The 21,829-nt window shown below is 72.0% G+C and carries 20 protein-coding genes; 6 read left to right on the top strand and 14 right to left on the bottom strand.

Annotated elements, in window-relative coordinates:
* Window positions 1-42: 42 nt before the first annotated feature.
* Both nagB and ACYVHQ_RS08795 read right to left on the bottom strand, forming a co-directional pair.
* Complete coding sequence (nagB, locus tag ACYVHQ_RS08800; RefSeq protein WP_460512151.1) at window positions 43-828, bottom strand: glucosamine-6-phosphate deaminase; 786 nt, start codon at window positions 826-828, stop codon at window positions 43-45.
* 8 nt (window positions 829-836) lie between these two features.
* The gene (locus ACYVHQ_RS08795; RefSeq protein WP_460512150.1) at window positions 837-2,096 is read right to left on the bottom strand and encodes a PTS transporter subunit EIIC; all 1,260 of its coding nucleotides are present in this window, start codon (window positions 2,094-2,096) and stop codon (window positions 837-839) included.
* 172 nt (window positions 2,097-2,268) lie between these two features.
* Here ACYVHQ_RS08795 and ACYVHQ_RS08790 point away from each other — a divergent pair, with 172 nt between their 5' ends.
* Together ACYVHQ_RS08790 and ACYVHQ_RS08785 are read left to right on the top strand one after the other, a co-directional pair.
* Window positions 2,269-2,502 carry a glucose PTS transporter subunit EIIB gene (locus tag ACYVHQ_RS08790; protein ID WP_460512148.1) on the top strand — a complete coding sequence of 78 codons (234 nt, stop codon included), beginning with the start codon at window positions 2,269-2,271 and terminating at the stop codon, window positions 2,500-2,502.
* Complete coding sequence (locus ACYVHQ_RS08785) at window positions 2,499-2,960, top strand: PTS sugar transporter subunit IIA (RefSeq protein WP_460512146.1); 462 nt, start codon at window positions 2,499-2,501, stop codon at window positions 2,958-2,960. Before ACYVHQ_RS08790 ends, ACYVHQ_RS08785 begins: the two co-directional genes overlap by 4 nt.
* Before the next feature lie 97 nt (window positions 2,961-3,057).
* On the opposite strand, the gene ACYVHQ_RS08780 is transcribed toward ACYVHQ_RS08785, so the two are convergent.
* The 3 genes from ACYVHQ_RS08780 to ACYVHQ_RS08770 all read right to left on the bottom strand — a co-directional run bounded on the left by ACYVHQ_RS08780 (window position 3,058) and on the right by ACYVHQ_RS08770 (window position 5,584).
* Window positions 3,058-3,813 carry a GntR family transcriptional regulator gene (locus ACYVHQ_RS08780; RefSeq protein WP_460512144.1) on the bottom strand — a complete coding sequence of 252 codons (756 nt, stop codon included), beginning with the start codon at window positions 3,811-3,813 and terminating at the stop codon, window positions 3,058-3,060.
* Window positions 3,814-3,925: 112 nt separating this feature from the next.
* On the bottom strand, window positions 3,926-4,801 hold the full coding sequence (purU, locus tag ACYVHQ_RS08775) for a formyltetrahydrofolate deformylase (RefSeq protein WP_460512142.1): 876 nt from the start codon (window positions 4,799-4,801) through the stop codon (window positions 3,926-3,928).
* Between the two features lie 93 nt (window positions 4,802-4,894).
* A complete protein-coding gene (locus ACYVHQ_RS08770) occupies window positions 4,895-5,584 on the bottom strand; it encodes an NADPH-dependent F420 reductase (RefSeq protein WP_460512141.1) in 690 nt (229 codons plus the stop codon).
* Window positions 5,585-5,914: 330 nt separating this feature from the next.
* On the opposite strand from ACYVHQ_RS08770, the gene ACYVHQ_RS08765 reads away from it, so the two are divergent.
* A complete protein-coding gene (locus ACYVHQ_RS08765) occupies window positions 5,915-6,109 on the top strand; it encodes a hypothetical protein (protein ID WP_460512139.1) in 195 nt (64 codons plus the stop codon).
* Window positions 6,110-6,174: 65 nt separating this feature from the next.
* On the opposite strand, the gene ACYVHQ_RS08760 is transcribed toward ACYVHQ_RS08765, so the two are convergent.
* On the bottom strand, window positions 6,175-6,585 hold the full coding sequence (locus ACYVHQ_RS08760) for a DUF3253 domain-containing protein (protein ID WP_460512137.1): 411 nt from the start codon (window positions 6,583-6,585) through the stop codon (window positions 6,175-6,177).
* Between the two features lie 234 nt (window positions 6,586-6,819).
* On the opposite strand from ACYVHQ_RS08760, the gene ACYVHQ_RS08755 reads away from it, so the two are divergent.
* Window positions 6,820-8,112 (top strand): MFS transporter, encoded by a 1,293-nt coding sequence (locus ACYVHQ_RS08755; protein ID WP_460512135.1) that lies wholly within the window; start codon window positions 6,820-6,822, stop codon window positions 8,110-8,112.
* Window positions 8,113-8,181: 69 nt separating this feature from the next.
* On the opposite strand, the gene ACYVHQ_RS08750 is transcribed toward ACYVHQ_RS08755, so the two are convergent.
* The gene (locus ACYVHQ_RS08750) at window positions 8,182-8,304 is read right to left on the bottom strand and encodes a hypothetical protein (protein ID WP_460512134.1); all 123 of its coding nucleotides are present in this window, start codon (window positions 8,302-8,304) and stop codon (window positions 8,182-8,184) included.
* 200 nt (window positions 8,305-8,504) lie between these two features.
* Here ACYVHQ_RS08750 and ACYVHQ_RS08745 point away from each other — a divergent pair, with 200 nt between their 5' ends.
* The gene (locus tag ACYVHQ_RS08745) at window positions 8,505-9,113 is read left to right on the top strand and encodes a hypothetical protein (protein WP_460512132.1); all 609 of its coding nucleotides are present in this window, start codon (window positions 8,505-8,507) and stop codon (window positions 9,111-9,113) included.
* A 10-nt stretch (window positions 9,114-9,123) separates the two neighbouring features.
* Here the strand turns inward: ACYVHQ_RS08745 and ACYVHQ_RS08740 are convergent, their stop codons facing one another.
* Window positions 9,124-10,278 (bottom strand): SGNH/GDSL hydrolase family protein, encoded by a 1,155-nt coding sequence (locus ACYVHQ_RS08740; protein WP_460512130.1) that lies wholly within the window; start codon window positions 10,276-10,278, stop codon window positions 9,124-9,126.
* 445 nt (window positions 10,279-10,723) lie between these two features.
* Here ACYVHQ_RS08740 and ACYVHQ_RS08735 point away from each other — a divergent pair, with 445 nt between their 5' ends.
* Entirely contained in the window at window positions 10,724-12,169 is a 1,446-nt protein-coding gene (locus ACYVHQ_RS08735) for an acid phosphatase (RefSeq protein ID WP_460512128.1), read from the top strand.
* 131 nt (window positions 12,170-12,300) lie between these two features.
* Here ACYVHQ_RS08735 and ACYVHQ_RS08730 read toward each other — a convergent pair whose 3' ends face one another.
* From ACYVHQ_RS08730 to ACYVHQ_RS08705, 6 genes are all read right to left on the bottom strand, one after another.
* Complete coding sequence (locus ACYVHQ_RS08730; RefSeq protein ID WP_460512126.1) at window positions 12,301-13,953, bottom strand: ABC-F family ATP-binding cassette domain-containing protein; 1,653 nt, start codon at window positions 13,951-13,953, stop codon at window positions 12,301-12,303.
* A 55-nt stretch (window positions 13,954-14,008) separates the two neighbouring features.
* On the bottom strand, window positions 14,009-14,374 hold the full coding sequence (locus ACYVHQ_RS08725) for a hypothetical protein (RefSeq protein ID WP_460512125.1): 366 nt from the start codon (window positions 14,372-14,374) through the stop codon (window positions 14,009-14,011).
* 312 nt (window positions 14,375-14,686) lie between these two features.
* On the bottom strand, window positions 14,687-14,839 hold the full coding sequence (locus ACYVHQ_RS08720; protein WP_460512123.1) for a hypothetical protein: 153 nt from the start codon (window positions 14,837-14,839) through the stop codon (window positions 14,687-14,689).
* A 67-nt stretch (window positions 14,840-14,906) separates the two neighbouring features.
* The gene (locus ACYVHQ_RS08715) at window positions 14,907-15,269 is read right to left on the bottom strand and encodes a hypothetical protein (RefSeq protein ID WP_460512121.1); all 363 of its coding nucleotides are present in this window, start codon (window positions 15,267-15,269) and stop codon (window positions 14,907-14,909) included.
* Window positions 15,270-15,924: 655 nt separating this feature from the next.
* Window positions 15,925-16,299, bottom strand: a complete 375-nt coding sequence (locus ACYVHQ_RS08710; RefSeq protein WP_460512119.1) for a hypothetical protein — start codon at window positions 16,297-16,299, stop codon at window positions 15,925-15,927.
* Window positions 16,296-21,776: a DUF6531 domain-containing protein gene (locus tag ACYVHQ_RS08705; RefSeq protein ID WP_460512117.1), complete on the bottom strand. Its 5,481-nt coding sequence runs from the start codon at window positions 21,774-21,776 to the stop codon at window positions 16,296-16,298. The genes ACYVHQ_RS08710 and ACYVHQ_RS08705 overlap by 4 nt, the downstream gene beginning before the upstream one ends.
* Window positions 21,777-21,829 lie beyond the last annotated feature (53 nt).

Here is a 21,829-nt window from a genome sequence, read left to right as displayed (position 1 = left end):
CCTGCCGTCCGCTGCCCACGAGGCGCTCGCGCGCCGCGGCCGTCACTCGACCCGCTGCCACTCCGGCTTGTTCTCATAGGTGTACCGGTAGTAGTCGACCAGCGTGAGCCGTGACGCGGCCGCCTCGTCGACGACGACGGTCGCGCGGCGGTGCAGCTGCAGCGCGCTGCCCGGGCACATCGCCGAGAGCGGACCCTCGACCGCACCGGCGACGGCCGCGGCCTTGCCCTCGCCCTGCGCGACGAGCACGACGGCGCGGGCGTCGAGGATCGTGTCGAGGCCCTGCGTCAGGCAGTGGGTCGGCACCTGCTGGGGGTCGTCGAAGAACCGCGCGTTGTCGGTGCGGGTCCGCGGCGCGAGCGTCTTGATGCGCGTGCGCGACGCGAACGACGAGGTCGGCTCGTTGAAGCCGATGTGCCCGTTCGTGCCGATGCCGAGGATCTGCAGGTCGACGCCGCCCGCGGCGACGATCGCCGCCTCGTACGCGGCGGCCGCGGCCTCGAGGTCGTCGGCCCGCCCGTCGGGCACGTGCACCCGCGACGGGTCCATCCCGAGCGGCTCGACGACGTCGCGCCGGAGCACCGACGCGTACGACTCCGGGTGCTCGAGGGGGATCCCCACGTACTCGTCGAGGGCGAAGCCGGAGGCGCGGCCCAGGTCGAGCTCGCCCGCCGCCACGCGCTCGGCGAGCGCGGCGTACGTGCCCGTGGGCGACGACCCGGTCGCCAGGCCGAGCACGGCCTCCGGGTCGCGGGAGACGAGCCGTGCGACGAGCGCGGCGGAGACGCGGCCCACCTCGGCGGCGTCACGGACGACGACGACCTCCACGCCGTGCCTCAGGCCTTCGTCGCCGCGTCGGCCGACTCCGCGTCGGCGTCGTCGTCCTCGCGGCCCGGCGTCTTCAGGTTCCACTTCTTGATCACGAAGCTGAAGACGACGTAGTAGATCACGGCGTAGCCGAGGCCGATCGGGATCAACCAGATCGAGTTCTGGGAGAGGCCGAAGTTGAGCACGTAGTCGATGAGCCCGGCCGAGAACGAAAAGCCGGTGTGGATGTCGAGCGCGTTGACCAGCATCATCGACGTGCCGGTGAGCACCGCGTGCACGAGGTAGAGCGGCCAGGCGACGAACATGAACGAGAACTCGAGCGGCTCGGTGATGCCGGTGAGGAACGCCGTGAGCGCGGTCGACAGCATGATGCCGCCGATGAGCTTCTTCTTCTCGGGGCGGGCGTGGCGCCAGATCGCGAGGGCCGCGGCGGGCAGCGCGAACATGAAGATCGGGAAGAACCCGGTCATGAAGACCCCGGCCGTCGGGTCGCCCTGGAAGAAGCGCGTGAGGTCACCTCGGTAGATCTCGCCGTCGGCTCCGGTGAAGTCGCCGACGAGGAACCACACGACGGAGTTGAGGATGTGGTGCAGGCCCGTGGGGATGAGCAGCCGGTTGACGGTGCCGTAGATGCCGCCGCCGACCACGTCGTTCGCCGCGACGGAGGTGCCGATCCAGGTCAGGGCGGCGTTGAACAGCGGGTAGACGAAGGCCATGACGACGCCGACGACGAGACCGGTGGCCGCGGTGATGATCGGCACGAGGCGACGGCCCGAGAAGAACCCGAGGAAGTCGGGCAGCTTCGTCCGGTAGAAGCGCTGCCAGAGGACGGCGCTCAGGATGCCCATGACGATGCCGGCGAGGACGCCGTAGTCGATGAGCGCCTGGTCGCCCGAGGCGGTCTCCTCGCCGGCGAGGACGAGGGGCGACATGGCGTCGAAGACCCCGTCGACCACCATGAAGCCGACCACGGCCGCGAGGGCGGTCGAGCCGTCGGACTTCTTGGCCCAGCCGATGGCGATGCCGACCGCGAAGATCAGCGGGAGCCAGGTGAACACGGCCTGGCCGGCGGCGCTGATGACGGCGCCGCCGGTCTCGAAGCCCGGGATCGCGCCGAGCAGGTCGGGCTGGCCGAGGCGCAGCAGGAGGCCCGCGGCGGGCAGCACCGCGATCGGCAGCATGAGGCTGCGCCCCAGGCGCTGCAGCACCCCGAAGGCTGCCGAGCCCCGCTTCGGGGTCGTCGCCCCGGTCGTCGTCGTCGTCGCCATGGCGCGGTCCTCTCGTCGATGAGTACGTGGCGACCGGTCCCGTCCGGTCATGACCAGTGAGTGGTAGTTTCCTCAGACCGGTGGGCGGTGTCAATCTTGACGTGGCGCTCACCGTGAGCGACGACGCTCGACGCCGGCCGGCCTCGAGCCCCACGACGAAGGGAACGCCCCCATGTCCAGAGCGCAGGCGATGATCGACGGTCTCGGCGGTGCCGACAACATCGAGGAGATCGAGGGGTGCATCACGCGCCTCCGCACCGACGTCCACGACGTCTCCCTCGTCGACGACGCCGCCCTCAAGGCCGCGGGCGCGACCGCCGTCGTGCACGCCGGCGGCAGCGTGCAGGTGATCGTGGGCACGATCGCCGACTCCCTGGCGGAAGACATCAACGACCTCCTGCCGTGACGGCCGTCCTCGCCCCGGTCGCGGGCCGCGTCGTCGCGCTGGCCGAGGTGCCCGACGCGGTGTTCGCCGGCCAGCTCGTCGGCGCGGGCGTCGCGATCGAGCCGGGCGCGCCTCCTGCCGGCGACCGGCTCGTCGACGTGGCCTCGCCCGTCGACGGCACCGTCGTCAAGCTGCACCCGCACGCCTTCGCGGTCGTGCTCGCCTCGGGCACGGGGCTGCTCGTGCACGTCGGCATCGACACCGTCGGCCTCGGCGGCCGGGGCTTCGAGCTGGCCGTCGCCGAGGGGGCCACGGTCGCCGCGGGCGAGGTCGTCGTGCGCTTCGACCCGGCCGTCGTGGCCGAGGCCGGGCTCTCGGCCGTGTGCCCCGTCGTCGTGCTCGACAGCGCGCCCGACAGCGTGGGGCAGGAGGCCGTGGGCACGGTCGTCGAGCGGGGCGCGGCGCTGTTCGACGCCTGACCCGGAGCGGCCGGTCGGCGGACGAGCGTCCGGCCGATCGGCGGTGGACGAGCAGGGCGCGGCCGGACACGGCCGAGCACCGTGCGGCCGCGCCGGCTCAGGCCGAGGAGCCCGCGCTCCCCGGGCGGGCGTCCTCCGAGGACACGTGCATGGTCACGCGGTAGCGGTCGGAGCGGTACCAGCTGGTGGCGTGCTCGACGGGCAGCTCGCGGGACCGCGACACCCGGTCGAAGACGAGCACCGGTGCTCCGTCGCGCGTGCCCAGCATCGTGGCCACGTCGGCCGGCGCCGGCTCGGCGCTCACCGTCTGCGTCGCGTCCGACAGGGGCAGGTCGTAGTCGTCGGCGAGCATGCGGTAGAGCGAGGAGCTGAGGTCGCGGTCGAGCAGTCCCGGCAGCGGCCCGGCCGGGAACCACGCGTCGTCGACGCTCACCGGCTCCCCGTCGGCGAGGCGCAGGCGCTTGACGTGCAGCGCCTCCTCCCCGGCGTCGAGCCGCAGGGCCGCGGCGGTGTCGGCGGGCGGCACGGCGAGCTCGCGCACGAGCACGACGGTGCTCGGCACGTGGCCGAGCGCCGTCATCTCGCTGGTGAACGACGCCAGGTGCAGCGTGGAGCGGAGGGGGCGGTGCGCGACGAAGGTGCCCTTGCCGCGCACGCGCGAGAGCCAGCCGTCGGAGACGAGCTGGCCGACGGCCTCGCGCACCGTGATGCGGCTCACGCCGTAGTCGAGCATCAGCTGTCGCTCGCTGGGGATCGCGGCGCCCGCGGGCAGTTCGTCGGCGGCGAGGCGCTGCAGGATCCCGCGCAGCTGCTCGTGCTTCGGCACGGCGCCGTCGGTGAGGTGCTCGGGCATCGTCGTCCTCCGTCGCGCTCGGTCGGGCGGAGGTGGTCCCGTCCGGTCATGACCTGTCGTCGTCACCGACTGTACGAGATGACGACCCCTGGTCGGGCGGAGCCCAGGAGGTTCAGCGGAAGACGATGGTGCGCGCCCCGTCGAGCAGCACCCGGTCCTCCGCGAACCAGCGCACGGCCTGCGTGAGCGTGCGGCTCTCCTCGTCCTGCCCGATGGCGACGAGCTCGGCGGGCGTGCGCGTGTGGTCGACCCGCACGACGTTCTGCTCGATGATCGGCCCCTCGTCGAGGTCGCTCGTGACGAAGTGCGCCGTCGCGCCGATGAGCTTGACCCCGCGGGCGTGCGCCTGGCGGTACGGGTTGGCGCCCTTGAACCCGGGCAGGAACGAGTGGTGGATGTTGATCGCCCGCCCCTCGAGGGCGGCGCAGAGCTCGGGGCTGAGGATCTGCATGTAGCGCGCGAGCACCACCAGCTCGACGTCGTACCGGTCGACGACCTGCAGCACGCGCGCCTCGAAGCGAGCCTTGTCGTCCGGGCCCGCGACGGCGTGGTGCTCGAACGGCACCCCGTAGAACTCGGCCAGCCCGCCGAGGTCGGGGTGGTTCGCCAGGACCAGGGGGATCTCGACCGGCAGCTGCCCCGCCCGCTGCCGGAACAGCAGGTCGTTGAGGCAGTGCCCCGCCTTGCTCGCCAGCACGAGGGTGCGCAGCGGGCGTCCGACGACGTCGAGCTTCCAGTGCATGCCGTAGCGCTCGACCACGGGGGCGAGCACCGTCTCGAACGCGGTGCGGTCGGCGGCGGCCTCGACCTGCAGGCGCATGAAGAAGGTGCCCGTGTCGTGGCTGGAGAACTGCGCCGACTCGGTGATGTTGCCGCCGGCCTCGACGACCGCGCCGCTCACCGCGTGCACGATGCCGGGGGCGTCCGCACAGACGAGCGTGAGGGTCCAGTGGGTCGTGTCGGGGGTGGGGTCGGTCGCGTCGCTCACCCGCCCAGGGTAGTGCGGGCCGCCACGATGACGCAGGAGGCGCGGGTCCCGTCGGACGGGACCCGCGCCTCCTGCGCGTGGAGCGGTGAGGAGCTACTCGCTCGCGCCGGGCTGCTCGTCCGTGTCGGTCGCCGTGATGCGCTCGGCCTTGGCCAGGTTCGCGACGAGCTCGCTGCGCGTCTGCGACACGACGTAGGCGGGCTGGTCGCGCTCGACGCGCCAGCTCTCGCTCAGCGGGCCGACGTTGACGGTGTCGAAGCCCATCTGGTCGTAGAGCCCCTGCACGAACTCGGCGGCCTCCTCGAAGTCGCTCGAGGTGGCCAGGGCGCGACGGCCCTCGGTGCCGGCGGGGGTGCCGTCGGTCGTGATGTCCTTCGCCATGATGTGGTTGAAGCCCTTGGCGACCTTGCTCGTCGGCAGGTGGCGCTGCAGCATCTGCGAGACGGTGTCGACGCCCGCGTCGAGCGGGGCGATGCGGCCGTCGCGCTCGAAGTAGTAGTTGTTGGTGTCGATGACGATCTTGCCGGCGAGCGGCTCGACCGGCACCTGGTCGTAGGCCTTCAGCGGCACCGTCACGACGACGACCTCGCCGGCCTCCGCAGCCTCCTGCGCCGTCGCGGCACGGGCCTTCGGGCCGAGCTCCTCGACGAGGTCGGCGAGCGTCTCGGGCCCGCGCGAGTTGCTGATGACGATGTCGTGGCCGACCTCGATCGCCGCGCGTGCGACCTGGCTGCCGATGTTGCCTGCTCCGATGATTCCGATGGTGGTCATGCGTCGACTCAACGCCCGGAGGGCGACGACGCTCCCAGCATGCTCGGAGCGGGCGTGCAGGCGCTGGTGGTCAGGCGAGCACCGAGACGACGTGGAGCCGCTGCTGGAGGTAGTGGACGAGGGCCTCGCGCGGCATGCTGCGGACGGTCTCGTGATCGGTGTGGCGGGGGCGGTGGTCGGCTGCGTGCGGCGTGGGATCTCTCCTCGGGGAGGGGACGAGGCCCTCGTGGGCCCGTCCCCCGACCGTAGGTCCGGCGCCTCGCGGGCACCAGGCGCGTGCGCGTCGTGGACAGCACCGTGCGTGCAGGAGGGGGGCGCCGCCGCCCGGCGTATCGTCGGGCCATGAGCACCGACGACATGACGCCCGACGAGAAGCGCCACGACCAGCTGACCCGGGCGCCGAAGTCGGACGAGTCCGACGCCGCCCCGCGCATCACGTCCGAGGACCGCGGCGACGGCGTCACCCGCATCGACGTGGCCGACACCGCCAAGGTGCGCCCCGGGCGCAGCGACGAGGGCGTCCACGAGGAGTCCTGACCAGCAGGTCGTGACCCTGCGCCGACGGCGAGCCCGGGCCGGGCGGGCCGGACGACGCAGCGGCGTCAGCCCCGGCGGCGCCGGCGGATGCGGATCGGGCCCTTCGCGGTCGACGGGTCGACCACCGAGCCGCGCTGCGTGATCTCCACCTCGCCCGCGGCGACGAGGCGGCGGGCCGCCCGGCGCACGGGCTCCATGAGGCCGCGCCAGGCGTCCTCGTCGTCGGGGGCGACGGACCGCGCGACGTCCGACGGGCAGATGGTCGCGCCTCCTGCCCGCTGCTCGAGCAGGGACAGCACGCGCGCCTCGAGGTCGCGGTCGAGCGCGGTCACGCCGTGCGCGCGACAGGCGTCGCTGCACCAGGCCACGTCGTCCCAGGAGGCCGCCCACTTGGCCCGCCACTCGATGCGGCGGCCGCACGACCGGCACGTCTTCTCCGCCGGCTCCGCCTCGCGCTCGCCCCGCTGCCTGCCCACGTCGTCTCCTCGCTCCGCGACCGGCTCCCGGTCGACCCGACCACGCTGCTCCCTCGACCTGGGGGCAGGATGCGCGTACGATGTCCGACGGTCGAGCGGCACGCTCGGCCCCGGGCGGGCACGAGGGCTCGCAGTCGGGATCACCACCCTCCTCGACGCACTCGGAGCGACCCCTGGTCGCCGCGAGACGGTCGGGTCGCAGGAACGGCGCCCGCCGACACCGAGGCACCCACCATGACCACCTCTCCTTCCGTGCGCCCGCAGCCGCGCCCCGCGGGGCCGACGCCCTTCCCCTGGGCCGGCCTCGTCGCGCTCGCGGTCGCGACCTTCCTGTCCATCACCGGCGAGATGCTGCCCACGGGGCTGCTGCCCGAGATGAGCGGCGAGCTCGGCGTCAGCGAGTCGAGCATCGGCCTGCTCGTCAGCGTCTTCGCGTTCACCGTCGTGCTCACGAGCACGGGCCTCACCCACCTCACCCGACGGGTGCCGCGGCACCGGCTCATCGTGGGGCTGCTGCTCGTCCTCGCGGTGAGCGCCGTCGCCAGCGCCCTCGCCCCCAGCTACGCGCTGCTCGTCGTCGCGCGCGTGCTCGGCGGGCTCGCCCACGGCGTCTTCTGGGCCGTCGGCGGCGCCTACGCGGCCCGACTCGTGCGGCGCGACCAGGTGGGGCGCGCGCTCGCGGTCGCCATGAGCGGCGGCACGCTCGCGTTCGTGCTGGGCGTCCCGCTCAGCACGGCCGTCGGGCAGGCGCTGGGCTGGCGGGCGGCGTTCGTGCTGCTCGCGGTGCTGCTGCTCGTCGGGGCGGCGCTCGTCTGGCGGCTCCTGCCGGACGTGGGCGCGGCTCCTGCGGGCGACGACGAGCCGGTGCTCGCCGAGCTCACCGAGACCGGGGCAGCCCGGGTCGTCGCGGCCGACGCCGAGACGTACCGCCACCGGCCGCGGCCCAGCGTCGCCGGCGTCGTCATCAGCTGCGTCGTGACCGCGGTCTTCATGATCGGGCACTACTCGTTCTACACGTACATCGCACCGTTCCTCACGCGCCAGTCGGGCGTGCCCGAGGCAGGGCTCAGCGGCGCGCTCTTCGCCTTCGGCATCGCGGGCGCGGTCGGCCTCGGGCTCGTAGGGTGGTTCCTGGGTGCCCGCCCGCGACTCAGCGTGCCCGTCGGCATGGCGGTCACCGCCGTCTCGGTGGCGGCCCTGCTGCTGCTCGAGGGGCAGACGGTCGCGTCGCTCGTGGCGCTCGTCGTCTGGGGCATCACGTTCGGGGCCCTGCCCCCGCTGCTGCAGACGCGCATGCTGCAGGTGGCGCCCGACCGCATCCGCGACCTCGCCAGCGCCTTCTACACGACGGGGTTCAACGTGGGCATCGGCGGCGGTGCGCTCGTCGGCGCGATCGTCCTCGACGGCGTCGGCCTCGCGGCCCTGCCGGTGCTCTACGTCGTCGTCGCGGTGGTCGTGCTGGTCGTGGTCGTCGTCACCGACCGGTGGCTCGCGGTCCGCTCGACCAGGGCGCGACCGGGCGCCTAGGCCGGCGGGGACGGCAGGAGGGCGGCGTCCGTCGGACGCCGCCCTCCTCTCGTCCGTCGACGCGCGAGGTCAGCGGCGTCGACCCGAGCCGCCGCGCGTGCCGCCCTGGGCACCGCCGTTGCGGTTGTCCATGAACTTCTTGACGACGAACGTGATGATCAGCGGTGCGAACCTGCGGAGCAGCGATGCCATGGTGGTGCCTCTTCTCGGTGGGGCCCGCGTGCGGACCAGGAGGCTCCACCTCACCACGCACCCCGCCACCTGTCCGCCCCGTGGCCGGCATGCGCAGGTCATCCCCACCCACGGCGTCCCCCGGCCGGGCGCACGCCGGCGGTGGGTAGGTTGGTGCCGTCGCCGGAAGGGGTCCGGCGCACGAGACCAGGGGGAACGCCGTGCGCGCCACCACGAAGAAGTCCGTCCTCGCGAGTGCCACCGGGGCGCTGGCCCTCTCGCTGCTGCTGGCCGGGTGCACGGGAGGCGGGTCCGACCCGGGCTCCGACGGGTCCAGCGGGTCGGCCGAGGGCGGGAGCGCCACCGAGGCGAGCGCCGAGGCGACGCCCGAGCGGACCGGCGAGCTGACGCTGCCGGCGAGCTGCGACGAGGTCGCCGAGCGCCTCGGAGGGCTCGTCGAGGGCCTGGAGCCCTCGCCGACGAGCTCGATCACCGACACGCGCGCGGACTGCCAGTGGTCGTCGCCCGAGGGCGACGCCTCCGGTGTGCACCGGGTCGCGGTCATCATGGGCCTCGGTGAGGCCGGCGAGCTGGGCCTGGACGCGGTGACCGAGAGCCTGCCGGGGGCGGACGTCGAGGAGATCGACGACGACCGTGCTGCCGCCTTCGACGGCCGGACGTACGCCGCCACGATCGAACAGGACGGACTGAGCGGAACGCTGTCGGCGGTCTCCCTGCCCGACGGCGGCGTCGCCGTGGCAGACGTGAACACCGCGGGCGCCGTGGGTCAGGACGAGCTCGTGGACCTCGCCTTCGAGTTCATCGACTGAGCGGCGCCGCTCAGTCCGCGAGCACGCCCACCACGAGGTCGGCGACGCGGCGCTGGCCCGCGTCGGACGGGTGCAGGCCGTCCGCCGAGAGCAGGCCCTCGAGCCCGTCGGCGGGCAGCGCGCCCTCCAGCCCCACGTACTCGGCGCCGGCCTCCTCGGCCGCGCCGCGCACGGCCGCCGTGTAGTCGGCCAGGGGCGAGGGGAGGGCCCCGTCGGCGGACGTCCCGGGCACGAACTCGCCGAGCACCACGACCGACGGCGACGACCCGACCCCGCGGAGGCCGTCGAGGACGGCGCGGTAGTCGTCGGCGATCTGGTCCGGGGTGCGCCCCTGGGCGGCGTCGTTGATGCCGAGCGACAGGGTGACCAGGTCGGGCCGGACGCGCTCCACGCGCTCCAGGAACGCCGACGGGTCGTCGAGGAACGTCCCGATCGTGGCACCCGTCCGGGCCGAGTCCACGGTCACGATGCCGGCGTCGCGGTCGCCGTCGTACGCGGTGAGGCCCTCCAGGCCGACCGCGTCCTGCGCGGTGACCGTCACGGCGTGGTCGCCGGGGGCCAGGCCCTCGACCTCGGTGACGAGCGGGGCGGCGTCGGTGGCGCCTCCTGACGTGCCGGTGCCCGTGTCGACCGTCTCGGGGGCACCACCGTCGACCGACCAGGTCGCGGTGCCGCCGCCGGGTGCCCACCAGAGGTCGAGGCCGTCGCCGGTGACGGCGTAGGTGACGGACCGACCGGGCTCGAGGTCGACCGAACGGTGGCCGAACGACGGCACGTCGCCCTGCAGGGCGAGCGGTGCCGTCGAGGCCGTGGCCCACGAGGCCCACGGCGAGTCGGGGCCCTGCACGGCGAAGCGGGCGGGCAGGTAGCCCTCGCCCCCCGGGACGCCGTCGGTGGGGAAGCGCTCGCGCAGGTCCGCTCGAGCCAGGTCGAGCCAACGGGCCCCGCGGGTCGAGGCTCCTTGGCCCTCGGTGAGCGAGTCGCCGATCGCGAGCCAGGTGGCCGGCTCGTCGGCGCGGTCGTCGAGGGCGCGCTGCCAGGTCGCGAGGGCGTTCGAGCCGGGCGCCGACCCGGTCGTCGCGCCGCCGTCGCCGCCCGTCGTCGGGGCGGGCGTGCCCGTCGTGCAGCCCGTGGCCAGGGCCGCCGTCAGCAGTGCCGCGGGCACCAGGGCCAGCGCGCGAGGGCCGCGGCGCGAGCGGCGCGGACGACTCGAGCGACCGTGGAGGTGCGCGGTGGGAACGCCGGGGGACCGGTCGGGGGAGGACGGGTCGACGGGAGCGGGACGGCGCGGGAGCATCTGCCCACCGTACGAGCCGTGCCCGCGAGCGGCCCGGGCCGTGGTGGGGTGGGCGTCCCTCACGCGGCAGAGCGCACCGACGGGCCGCTCGGCGTCACTCCCGTGTCACCTGCCGTCCACGGGTCGGCCATGCGCCCTCCCTACGGTCGGCGGGTCCCGCCCGCCGCGCCCCGACGGCCACCGCCGTCGGCACCGAGGCCCGGGTCACCGACCGCACCCCACGAGAGGCACGATCATCACCACCGCACCCGCACGCCCCCGTCGCACGCGCCGCGCCGCCGGCCTGCTCGCCGCCAGCACCGGACTGGGGGTCGTGCTCACCGCCCTGACCGCCGGTGCCGCCTCGGCCGCGACGCCCTTCACGCCCGAGCAGCTGCAGTACCCGTACCCGTCGAACGCGACCTACGACTACGTGCCGATCATCGACCAGTTCACGCAGCTGCGCGCCGACCGGCCCGACATCCTCGCCCTCAACGACTCGCAGACCGTCGCGATCAACCAGGCGGCGACCGACCTCGAGTCCGAGCGCGCGATCATCGACCAGTACGACGACATGTCCGTCTCGATGCACGACGGCATGGGCGAGCGCGTCGGCGCGATCTACCGCGACGCGCGCCTCGCGGGCGAGCTGCCCAAGACGCAGGCCCTCCTGGCCAAGAGCGGCGGCCTGATCGGCTACTACTCGTCGTCGAACCCGGCGAAGCAGCACTTCTCGTACGACCGCCCCTACATCCGGTTCCCCGAGCTGCTGGAGTACCGCGACAAGGAGGGCGGCGACGCGTGGGCCTCGACCTCGGGCGCCTACCCCAGCGGCCACACCTCGCAGGCGTACTGGCAGGGCACCGCCCTCGCGACGATGCTGCCCGAGCTCGCACCGCAGATCCTCGCGCGCACCTCCGAGGCCGGCCACAACCGCATCGTCATGGCCGCGCACTACCCCCTCGACGTGATGAGCGGGCGCATGATGGGCCAGCACATCGTCGAGCGCCGCTGGAGCGACCCCGAGTTCCGCGTCCTCCTCGAGGAGGCCTCGGCCGAGCTGCACACGGTCCTCGAGGCAGGCTGCGGCGTGCCGCTCGCCGAGTGCATCGCCGCCGACACGCCGTACCTGCCCGAGGACGAGGCGCTCGCCGTCTACGAGGCCCGCATGAGCTACGCGTTCCCGCAGATCGCTGCCGCGGGCCAGCCCGTCACGGTGCCCGAGAACGCCGAGTCGCTGCTCCTCACGAGCCACCCCGACCTCACGCCCGAGCAGCGCCGTCAGGTGCTCGCGCTCACCGCGATCGACTCGGGCTACCCGCTCGACGAGGGCGCCGAGGGCAGCTGGCAGCGCCTCGACCTGGCCGCCGCCATGGCCGCCGACGTCACCGTCGCGGCCGACGGCACCGTGTCGCTGGTCGCGGCCCCGGCGCCCGTCGACCCGACGCCGGCCCCGGAGCCCGAGCCCGGCCCCACCCCTGTCCTCCCGGCCCCCGGCGACCCGGGCACCGCGCCCGCTCCCGGTGAGGGCGAGGCCGGCACCGACCCCGTCGACGCCGCGCCCGTCGCGGTCGAGCCCGCGGCCCCCGCAGGAGGCGCGGCCACCGGCACCGCCGCCGGTCGCGACCCGCAGGCGGTCGCCCCCACCGCCTCCGGCCGTGACGGCCTGGCGTACACGGGCAGCGACGCGCTCCTCGGCGTCGCCGGTGCCGCGCTCGCGCTGCTCGGCGGCGGCACGGCGCTCGTGCTGCGTCGTCGTCGCGCCTCCGCGCGCGGCTGACGGTCGGCCTGCTCCGGTAGGCACCCGGAGTTCACTGGGCACCGCAGGAGTTCGCGGTGCCCAGCGAACGTCGTGGTGCGTCAGCCGTCATGGGCAGGTGATCGGGCCAACTGGTGGCGCGCGGCGGGGCGTTACCGCTCGGTGACGGAGCCGCCCTCGACGTGCCAGTGACGGTCGAGGCGGACCGTCTCGAGCATCCTGCGGTCGTGCGTGACGAGCAGCAGCGTGCCCTCGTACCCCTCGAGCGCCTGCTCGAGCTGCTCGATCGCGACGAGGTCGAGGTGGTTCGTGGGCTCGTCGAGCACGAGCACGTTGACGCCACGGGCCTGCAGCAGCGCGAGGCCGGCGCGGGTGCGCTCGCCGGGGGAGAGCTCGTCGACGGGGCGCCCCACGTGGTCGGCGCGCAGCCCGAACTTGGCGAGGAGGGTGCGCACCTCGGCCTGCGGCCAGTCGGGCACCTGCGCCTCGAACGCGTCGGCGAGGGGGCGACCGCCGGCGAGCACGGCGCGCGCCTGGTCGATCTCGCCGATGGCGACGCTGCTGCCGAGCGACGCCGTGCCCTGGTCGGGCGCGAGGCGGCCGAGCAGGAGGCGCAACAGGGTGGACTTGCCGGCCCCGTTCGGTCCCGTGATCCCGATGCGGTCGCCGGCCGCCACCTGCAGCGAGACGGGTCCGAGCACGAACGAGCCGCGGTCGACGACGGCCTGCGCGAGGGTGGAGACGACCGCGCTGGAGCGGGGGGCGCTGCCGATGGTGAACTGCAGCTGCCACTCCTTGCGGGGCTCCTCGACCTCGTCGAGGCGGGCGATGCGGCTCTCCATCTGGCGCACCTTCTGTGCTTGCTTCTCGCTCGACTCGGCGGACGCCTTGCGGCGGATCTTGTCGTTGTCGGGCGCCTTCTTCATCGCGTTGCGCACGCCCTGGCTCGACCACTCGCGCTGCACGCGGGCGCGGCCCACGAGGTCGGCCTTCTTGTCGGCGAACTCGTCGTACGCCTCGCGGGCGTGCCGGCGGGCGGTCTCGCGCTCCTCGAGGTAGGCGTCGTAACCGCCGCCGAACAGCCGGTTCGACGACTGCGCGAGGTCGAGCTCGAGCACGCTCGTGACGCAGCGGGCGAGGAACTCGCGGTCGTGGCTCACGAGCACGACGCCGCCGCGCTGGCCGCGCACGAAGCGCTCGAGCCGGTCCAGGCCGTCCAGGTCGAGGTCGTTCGTGGGCTCGTCGAGCAGCACGAGGTCGAAGCGGCTGAGCAGCAGGGCGGCGAGTCCGACGCGCGCGGCCTGGCCGCCGCTCAGCGACGTCATCAGGGCGTCGGGGTCGATGGCGGCGCCGAGATCGGCGAGCACGACGGGGAGCCGCTCGTCGAGGTCGGCGGCACCGCTCGCGAGCCAGCGGTCGAGCGCGGTCGCGTAGGCGTCGGCCGGGTCGACGGTGCCGGAGGCGTCGGCCGGCTCGCCGAGGGCCGCTGCGGTGCGGTCCATGTCGGCGGTCGCCTGCGTGCACCCGGTGCGACGGCCGATGTAGGCGGCGACGGTCTCGCCGGGAACGCGCTCGTGCTCCTGCGGCAGCCATCCGACGAACGCGTCGCCGGGGGCCAGGGTGACGGTGCCGGCCTGCGGTTCGTCGACGCCCGCCAGGAGGCGCAGCAGCGTCGACTTGCCGGCCCCGTTGACGCCCACCAGGCCCACGACGTCGCCGGGGGCGACCGTGAGGTCGAGGTCGTCGAAGAGGGTGCGGTGCCCGTGGCCGCCGGCCAGGCCCTTGGCCACGAGTGTCGCGCTCATGCGTCGATCATCCCGTACCCGCGCTGGGTCGACACGTCGTCACGTCGTCAGGTCGTCACCTCGTCAGGAGACGGCCGAGCGGGCCTCGCCTGCGCCGTTCGTACTCGAGCGAGGGCCACGTGAGCTCGAGGAGGCGAGTGCCGATCGCGAGGTACTCGTCCGTGGCCCCGTGGTCGGCCGTGGCGTCGTCGTGCTGGACGACCATGTCGAGGGGCTGAGCGGGTCCGCGCCGGAAGAAGGCAGCGATCTTCGCTCGGACGGCCGTGATGTCGTGCGGGTCCGTGAGGCGATCGATCTCCTCGGCGCGGTCCAGGAGCCAGCGGGCAGCGCTCTCCTTGCGGAGTCGCACGAGGTACGGCGCCACGTCGGCTAAGAGCTGCACGATCACGTCGTCGGGTGCGTCGGGGGGTGGCTTCTTCATCATGTGCTCCATCCTGTGCCAGCACCGGGGCCCCTGGCCCTGAGGAGCCAGGGAGAGGACGGCTTCACCAGGAGGACGTCTTCCCCTGTCCACCAGTCCTCGGCCGGCGAGGTCGACGACCGCCGTCGCGTGGGAGGACTTCTTCCTCGATCTGAGCGGAAGACCAATGCTCGATGGTGACACCTCGATCCGCGACGTGGCACTCCAGCGCGGGCTTCGACCTTTTGTCTTTCCGTGACGCGGCGCCTTGCGTGATGCCGTGTGCGGTCACGCTAGCGATGCGGGGGATGACGGCGACCAGCTGGGCCACGGTCAGTCCCGCCCAGCATCGAGGTACTCGGCCACGGAGAGCACCGCAAAGAGCAGGCCGGCCGCTAGGGAAAGGAGGAGGCACCGCTGCACCGGTGTCACGGCTTCGTCGTCGTGGATGGTCCTCCCTCGAACCCAGTCGACGACGAGGAACAAGGGTGGCAGGAGCAGGGGAGCTTTCTCTGCCCATGCTGCATCTCTACAGCGCCGTCGCGCCCGTCGGTCAAGCTGCTTCTGCAAATTGCGCGGCTAGATAGATCTGCCCACCCACAAAGAAGGAGACAAATACCATCGTGAGCACGACCAGCGCGATTCTCTCCTTTGGCACGATGCCCCGCTTCTGATCCTTTCTGCTACGCGACCAAAAGACAAAGAGAAACAACGTTGGTACGATGATGAAAGGTAGTGGAACTCGCCACTCATTACTGACTCGCGTGTAGCTGATGGTAGTGTTCCACGGAATCGTAGCTAAAGATGCAAATGATATGCCCAATGATACGAAACTAGTGATGAGTGCTACAGTGCTGATTCTTCTGGCCAACACTTTGTCATTGTCAGTTCCGATTGGGTTGTGGTCGTTGGTCAACCTATGACACCTGTCTCTTCCAGAACGAATTCGGTGGAGTCCACGATCCCGCTGGCGTGCTGACCGCCTGTCGCCGCAAAGAGATGGTCGCCCATCGTCGGTGCTTGAGCCAAGCCATCGGCTCCTGGGAAGAAGGCAGGACCCGCGCCGCCCACCCCGGGTCTCATCGAGTTATCGCGCGATCGCGCCGACTACTCTTCTGCCCTAGCCACACGTACCATCTTCGCTTGGTTCCGATGAGGCTCCCAGCGGCTAGTCCGAGCATCCAGCCTGGAAGAGCAGCGCCCCACACTGGTACCGAATTGAAGGTGAGATACATGCCGCCGAAAAGAAGGGCCACGGCGATAAGCGAGCCCCACTTAAGGGGTAATAGAAAGAACGTGAGGCCAGCCAGGACAACGCCAGCAACCGTACCGCAGGCGCTGATGGGTAGAAGTCGGGCTGCGGCTGTCCCGCTGATGAGGACAGGTCCGAGAAACCCAAGGCCTGCAACCCCCACTGCTGTCCAAGTCCTCTTTGAAGTGGCAGTCACCTATCGACGGGTTTTCGGCTAGCGCGCCACCAGATCTCGGTATCGCCCGTGCCGGCAGTGCGCCAACGATGTCGACACGCTGCAACATGGCAGTAGAGTTGAATCGCCGGTATCTCGAACGCTTTAGGAGAGATTTGCGGCGCCATAGAAGTACACGGCGAACACGATCTGGCCGGTGATGGATGCAAGAAGATAGAAGGTGCCAAAATACACAAGGAACAGGCGCTCCCATTTTGGTAGAGCCTTAGTCTCAGGGTGGCGATTCTTGATGGCAAGGCTCGCTAAAATCAGCGGAATAAATGCGAATACAAGCAGTGGAACATCGAAAGACCTGCTTACTCGATTGTAGCGGACCGTCGTGTCGAGTGGAACTTGCAGCACGACAGTCATGCCAATTATTGCGGTGATGATGAAAGCTGCTATCGTCGAAAGCCAAATAGCCCGCGTGATTCTTCGGGCACTGGCGACAATTGGATCTTCACCCTGGGTTGGGTTCATGGAATAACTCCTGTTTCTTCCAGGACGAAACCGGTCCCGTCGGCGATCCAACTCGCGTGCTGACCGGCATAGGCTGCGCCAACATGAGTTATCAAGTCTGGAGTTCGAGAGTCCGCAATCTGCTCAGCGCCTGGGAAGTGAGTCAGTGCCGCCCCGGTCAGGCCATCGAAAGTAGCGTCAAAGATGTTGTACTGATCACCCGAAAGTACATTAGTGAGGGCGCCACCAGCCATGTTGCCCCCGGCACCCAAAGCATGCTGGGCCATCTGGCCTGCGGTCGCAGATTCGAAGCGTGCACCGAAGGCTCCGGCGTGCGTGGTGATGCCGCCGCTTACGGCTCCACCTGCGAAGGACGCGCCCGCGCCTCGCAGTGTCCAATCTTCCTGTGGCGTAGTCACGTAGTACGTGCCTACGTTCCCCACGCCGCCGACGCCCGCGTTCGTGATCGTGCGCATGCCAGCCTGAGAAGTCACGGCGCGGGTGGTCGCTCCCAACGCTTGCTGAGCACCGCTGGAGAGGGAGGAGCCTGCTCGGGTGGCGGCACTCTGGACCGCAGTGGCGGCCCGGCCAGCGGAGGCCGTCGCTGACCAGGCTCCAGCCGCCGCGCCCGCGCCACCGAGGACACCACCGATCGCTGTGTCGATGCCTGCTCGCCGCCAGTCGACTTCACCTGTGGTGGCCTTCTGGCTCGCGACGGAGATGCCGCCGGACAGGAGGGCTCCCGATGCTGCCATCAGGGCGATGCCCGCGGGGCCGCCGACGCCCGTGAACATCAGCGCGACTCCGGCGACGATCGCAGCTCCCGCGACGACGTACTCCCAGTTGTCGCCCCACCACTCACCGACCGCAGCGAACGCGCCCTGGTTCGCGTGGGCGTAGGCGTCGAGGTCGGCGTCGGTCGCGGGGCGCAGGCCCAGCGGGTCGAGGGTGTGGAGGGGGTCGTTGCCGGCGTAGGAGTACGGGTTGCCCGCCCACGCAGCTCCCGTGACGGGGGCGAGGGGGTCGGTGGAGAGGAACCCTCGTGCTGCGGGGTCGTAGACCCGGGCACCCAGCCACTCCAGGCCGGCGACGGTGAGGCCGCCGCTTGCCGTCAGCCCGACACCCTCTGGCAGTGCCAGACCCGCGACCTGGCCGAGGACGGCCCAGGGGTCCTTGGCGTCGGTGGCACGGGCGGCACGCCACCCGGGCGTGCTCCAGGCGTCACCCACGGCGATGACCCCGCCGGGCAGGCCCAGCAGGGGCGTGTCGTCGACGCTGATCAGGGTCGGCACGACAGCTGCGGTGTCCCACCAGGTCTCGGTGCCGCCGATGCTCGCGAGCTCGCCGAGGGCATCGACCCACACCTCCACCCGACCCGTGACCTGCGAGGAGGCGTCGCGGTCGATCACCGCGGTGAGGTAGCCGAGATCGTTCCAGGCGTACTCGGTGCTCGACCCGTCCGTGGTGGTGCGGCGGACGCGGCGGCCGAGGCCGTCGTGGACGTACTCCGTCCGCACACCCCCGACGGTCGAGGAGACCAGCTGCCCGGCCGTGTCGTACTCGTGCGTCGTCACGACCCCGTCGACGGTCTCACGGGTGAGGCGCCCCGCGGTGTCGTACTCCCACGTGTGCCTGTTGCCTTCGGCACCGTCGACGCGGATCAGCTGCCCGGCGTCGTCGTGGACGTACGTGGTCGGTCCGGTGCCGTCATCGAGGCTCGTGATCCGGGCGTCGTCGTCCCGGACGATGCGGGTCGCGCTGACCCCGTCGGGTGTGGTCGTGGTGTGCGCGACCAGCGCACCGCCTTCGTAGGTCCAGGACTGCACGAGGTTGCCGGTGGCGGACTCCACGATGCGGCCCGCGGCGTCCCAACGGAACGTGCCCGTGCCCAGGTCGTCACGCTCGACCGCTGTCAGTCGGCCCGCGGCGTCGCGGCGGTACGTGGTGCGGGTGCCGGCGGGATCGGTTCGGGCCGTGCGGTGGCCGTCGGCGTCGTACTCCCACGACACCGCCTGGTCACCACGGCTGCGACGCACCAGCAGGCCCCGCCGGTCGTAGGCGAGCTCGTGCTCGACGTCCCGCCCCTCACCCCGCGTGTGATCGGTGACGACCAGGGTGCGAGAGAACGCGTCGCGGGTGATCGTCGAGAGGGGGCGGCCGTCGACGTTGATCCCGGTGCCGCGGCCCGCGGCGTCGAACGACCACGTGGTCGTCCGCCCGTCGGGGTCGGTCTGGGACAGCTGACGCCCGGCGGCGTCGTAGGTCGCCGTCGTGGTGCGACCCAGCGGGTCGGTGACTGCTGTGACCCGGTCGGCGGCGTCGTAGCTGCGGTGGGTCGTTCCACCGGCAGGGTCCGTGATCGACACCACACGGCCCCGGACGTCGTACTCGTACCGGGTGACACCGCCCAGTCCGTCGGCGGCCTCGATCAGCTGCCCGGCCGCGTCGTAGCGGAAGGCGCGGCGGCCGAAGCGTGGGTCCTGGAGACCGGTCAGCCGACCTGCGGCGTCGTAGCGGAAGCGCGCCGTCCCCGCACCGGGCGTCTTCCTGGTGAGCAGGCGGCCGACGGGGTCGTAGGTGGAGCGCTCGACCTCGCCCGTGGGCAGCGTGCGGGCCACGACCCGCGAGTCCGCGTCGTAGGTCAGCGTCGTCCTGGCGCCCAGCGCGTCGACCGCTGCGGACGGTCGACCGCACGCGTCGTACTCGTACCTCGTCGTGGCACCCGAGGGAGCGACGATCGCGGTGACACGTCCCGCGGCATCCCGCTCGAGGCGGGTGAGGCCGCCCTCGCCGTCGACGAGTTCCACCGGTCGGCCGCACCGGTCGTAGGTCGTCAGCTCTGCCGTGCCGTCCGGGGTGGTCGTGCTGACCGGGCGGCCGAACTCGTCGAACCGGACCGTGGTCGCCTCGAACGCATCCCCCACCGTCGTGGTCCCCGTGCCGCGGTCGATCGTCGCCTCGGCGCGCACGCCGGTGGGATCGACGACGGCGGTGAGGGCACCGGTGGCGTCGTGCTCGCGCGACCACACCCCTCCTGCCGGGTCGGTGACCCGCACCAGGCGCGACAGGGCGTCGTGGGCGAAAGCCCACGCACCACCGTCGGGCAGCACCAGCCGTGACACATCGCCCTGGTCGTCGAACTCGCGCGAGACCTGCCGGCCCAGCGGGTCGGTGGTGGTCTCGAGCTCGCCGTGGGCGCCGTAGGTCAGCTCGGTGCGCGCGCCGACCGGGTCGACGATCGCGGACACGCGGCCGCCGGCACCGTGCTCGAACCGCCACACCGCACCGTCGGCGTCGCGGCGCGAGACCAGCAGCCCCGCGGCGTCGTAGCCGAAGGTGGTGCGCGCCCCCGAGGGGCTGACCGCCGCCGTGGGCCGGCCTGCGTGGTCCCGCTCGATGCGGGCCACGTCCCCTGCGGCGTTCTCGGTCTCGACGAGGTCACCGTGGGCGTCGTACCGGCACGTCACGACGACACCGGTCGGGTCCGTCGCCCGCTGCAGGAGCCCCTCGTGCCAGAGAAGCTCCGTGCGGCCACCCTCCGGGTCGATGATGACGGAGGGATCACGGTCAGTGTCGGCCGCGTACTCGTACGTCACGACCGCGCCGGATTCGGTCACGAGCGTCGTGATGCGGTCCTGCTCGTCCCACCCGTACGTCAGGTCCGCACCCGACGGGGTCACGGTCCGCACCCGGCGGCCACGGGCGTCGTAGCCGTGCACCGTCGTGGAACCGTCACGCTCGATCACCGACACGAGGTTCCCGTGCGCGTCGTAACTCATCGACTGCCGACGATCGTCCGCGTCGAGGACACCCACCAGACGACCCTTGGGATCAGCGAGGTAACTGTTGGAGCGGGTCCCGTCCTCATCGGACACCACCGTCACCCGGCCGGGGAGGTAACCGAAGCGTGCCGTGCGCCCGTGCGGCGTCACCTGACGCACCACACGACCCTGCCCGTCGTAGACGTTCTCCGCCTCCACGACGCCCGCCGCCGACACCACCGCCTCGATCAGACCCTGATCGTTCCACCGGTACCGGCGCGTGCCGATCTCGGTGGTCGCAGCGACCAGCCTGCCGGCGTCGTCATAGGCGTACTCCACCCGGCGACCGTCCGAACCCGCCACCACCGCGACGAGGCCGTCGGCATGCTCCACCGACACCCACCGGCCACGCTCGTGCACCAACCTCGACACCAGGCCGTCGACATCGCGCTCGACGAGCACCCTCGTCCCGGGCCCACCACCAGATCCGACCCAGGTGCCGGAGACCGAGAACGCCCGCCACGCGCCGGCGTTGTCCCGCACCACGAACACCGCCTCCGCGGGCAGGGCACGCAGGCTCTGACGGAGGTCGTCGTCGACCCGGTCGAACCACGCGTTCTCACCCGCCGCACGATCCCACCCACTGCCCTGCCGGGGGAACCACTGCTGACGACCGTCCTCGAGCACGACCGCGGCGCCCTCGTCATCGAGGACCAGCCGCACGTCGAGGGACGACGCCCACCCCGGACCGAACACGCCCACGTGCTCGTCGAGCGAGTTGTACGTCCGCGACACCCGCAACGACGCCGACCCACCCGCGAACCCGAGATCGTGCTCCACCTCGAGGAAGTTCCCCGTCGAGGTGTTGATCGGGTCCATCGTGAAACCCGTCGTCGGCGGTACGCCATACGCGCGGGGCGGGTCGATCACGAGGCCGTCACGAGCCGCGGACACTCCGGCGGCCTGGAGAGCGGCCAGGAGGCCCGCGTCGGAGAGCGTCGACACCGTGTTCTCGGCGCCCACGTTCGCGAAGGCATCGGCGATGGTCGTCGCCCAGTTCGCGTCGTTGTCGTTGTCGGAGAGCCACGTCTCGAAGGCGCTCACGACGCCGTCGCCGTCGATCGTGCCCCACTTGCACTGGGCCGCGAAGTCCGCGAGCTTGCCGCGCACGGCACCAGGACGACCGGACAGCTCGTCGTCGAACGAGCGGATGCCCGCAGCGAAGGAGCGGAGGTCCTCGGGGCGCGCGGACGACGTGCCGCCGCCACCGCCGCCTCCTGCGCCTGGGGCGGGAGTCTCGCGCGAGCCAGGTCGGGCCGTCATCGGCGGGAACGTCGGTGCGGGCTCGTTGCCGAACCGCGGCATCTCCTCGCCCCCGGTGAAGGCGTCGACGATCCTCTCGCCGAGGTGGCGGTTCTCCTGCTCCTCGGCCCACTCACGGGCCTGCCGGCGCCGGTCGTCCTCCTGGCGCGCCGCCTCCTTCAAGGTGTCCGAGGCATCGGCGATCGCCCGGAGGGCTTCGACGAGACCCTGGGCGCCGACGCGGGCCGTCGTCGCGTTGGCGTCGAAGAGCTCGGAGAAGAAGCCTCGGAACTCCTGCTTCGCGGTGGAGACGTTCAGCGCGCGAGGGCCGTACTGCCCCACGATCGCCGTCGCCGCCGCCCGGCACGTGTTGCCGAGCGAGTCGGCGGTGAAATAGTTGAACTCCAACGGCTCGCTGCCGGCCGGAACACTCACGAATCGTCCTTCCCCCGTGTCGGCCCACGCCGACGCTCACCCCATGTGTTGCG

It is taken from the genome of Frigoribacterium salinisoli (genome assembly GCF_054781095.1).
The sequence above is the reverse complement of the archived record's forward strand: the minus strand, read 5'-3'. Positions and strand labels throughout refer to the sequence as shown.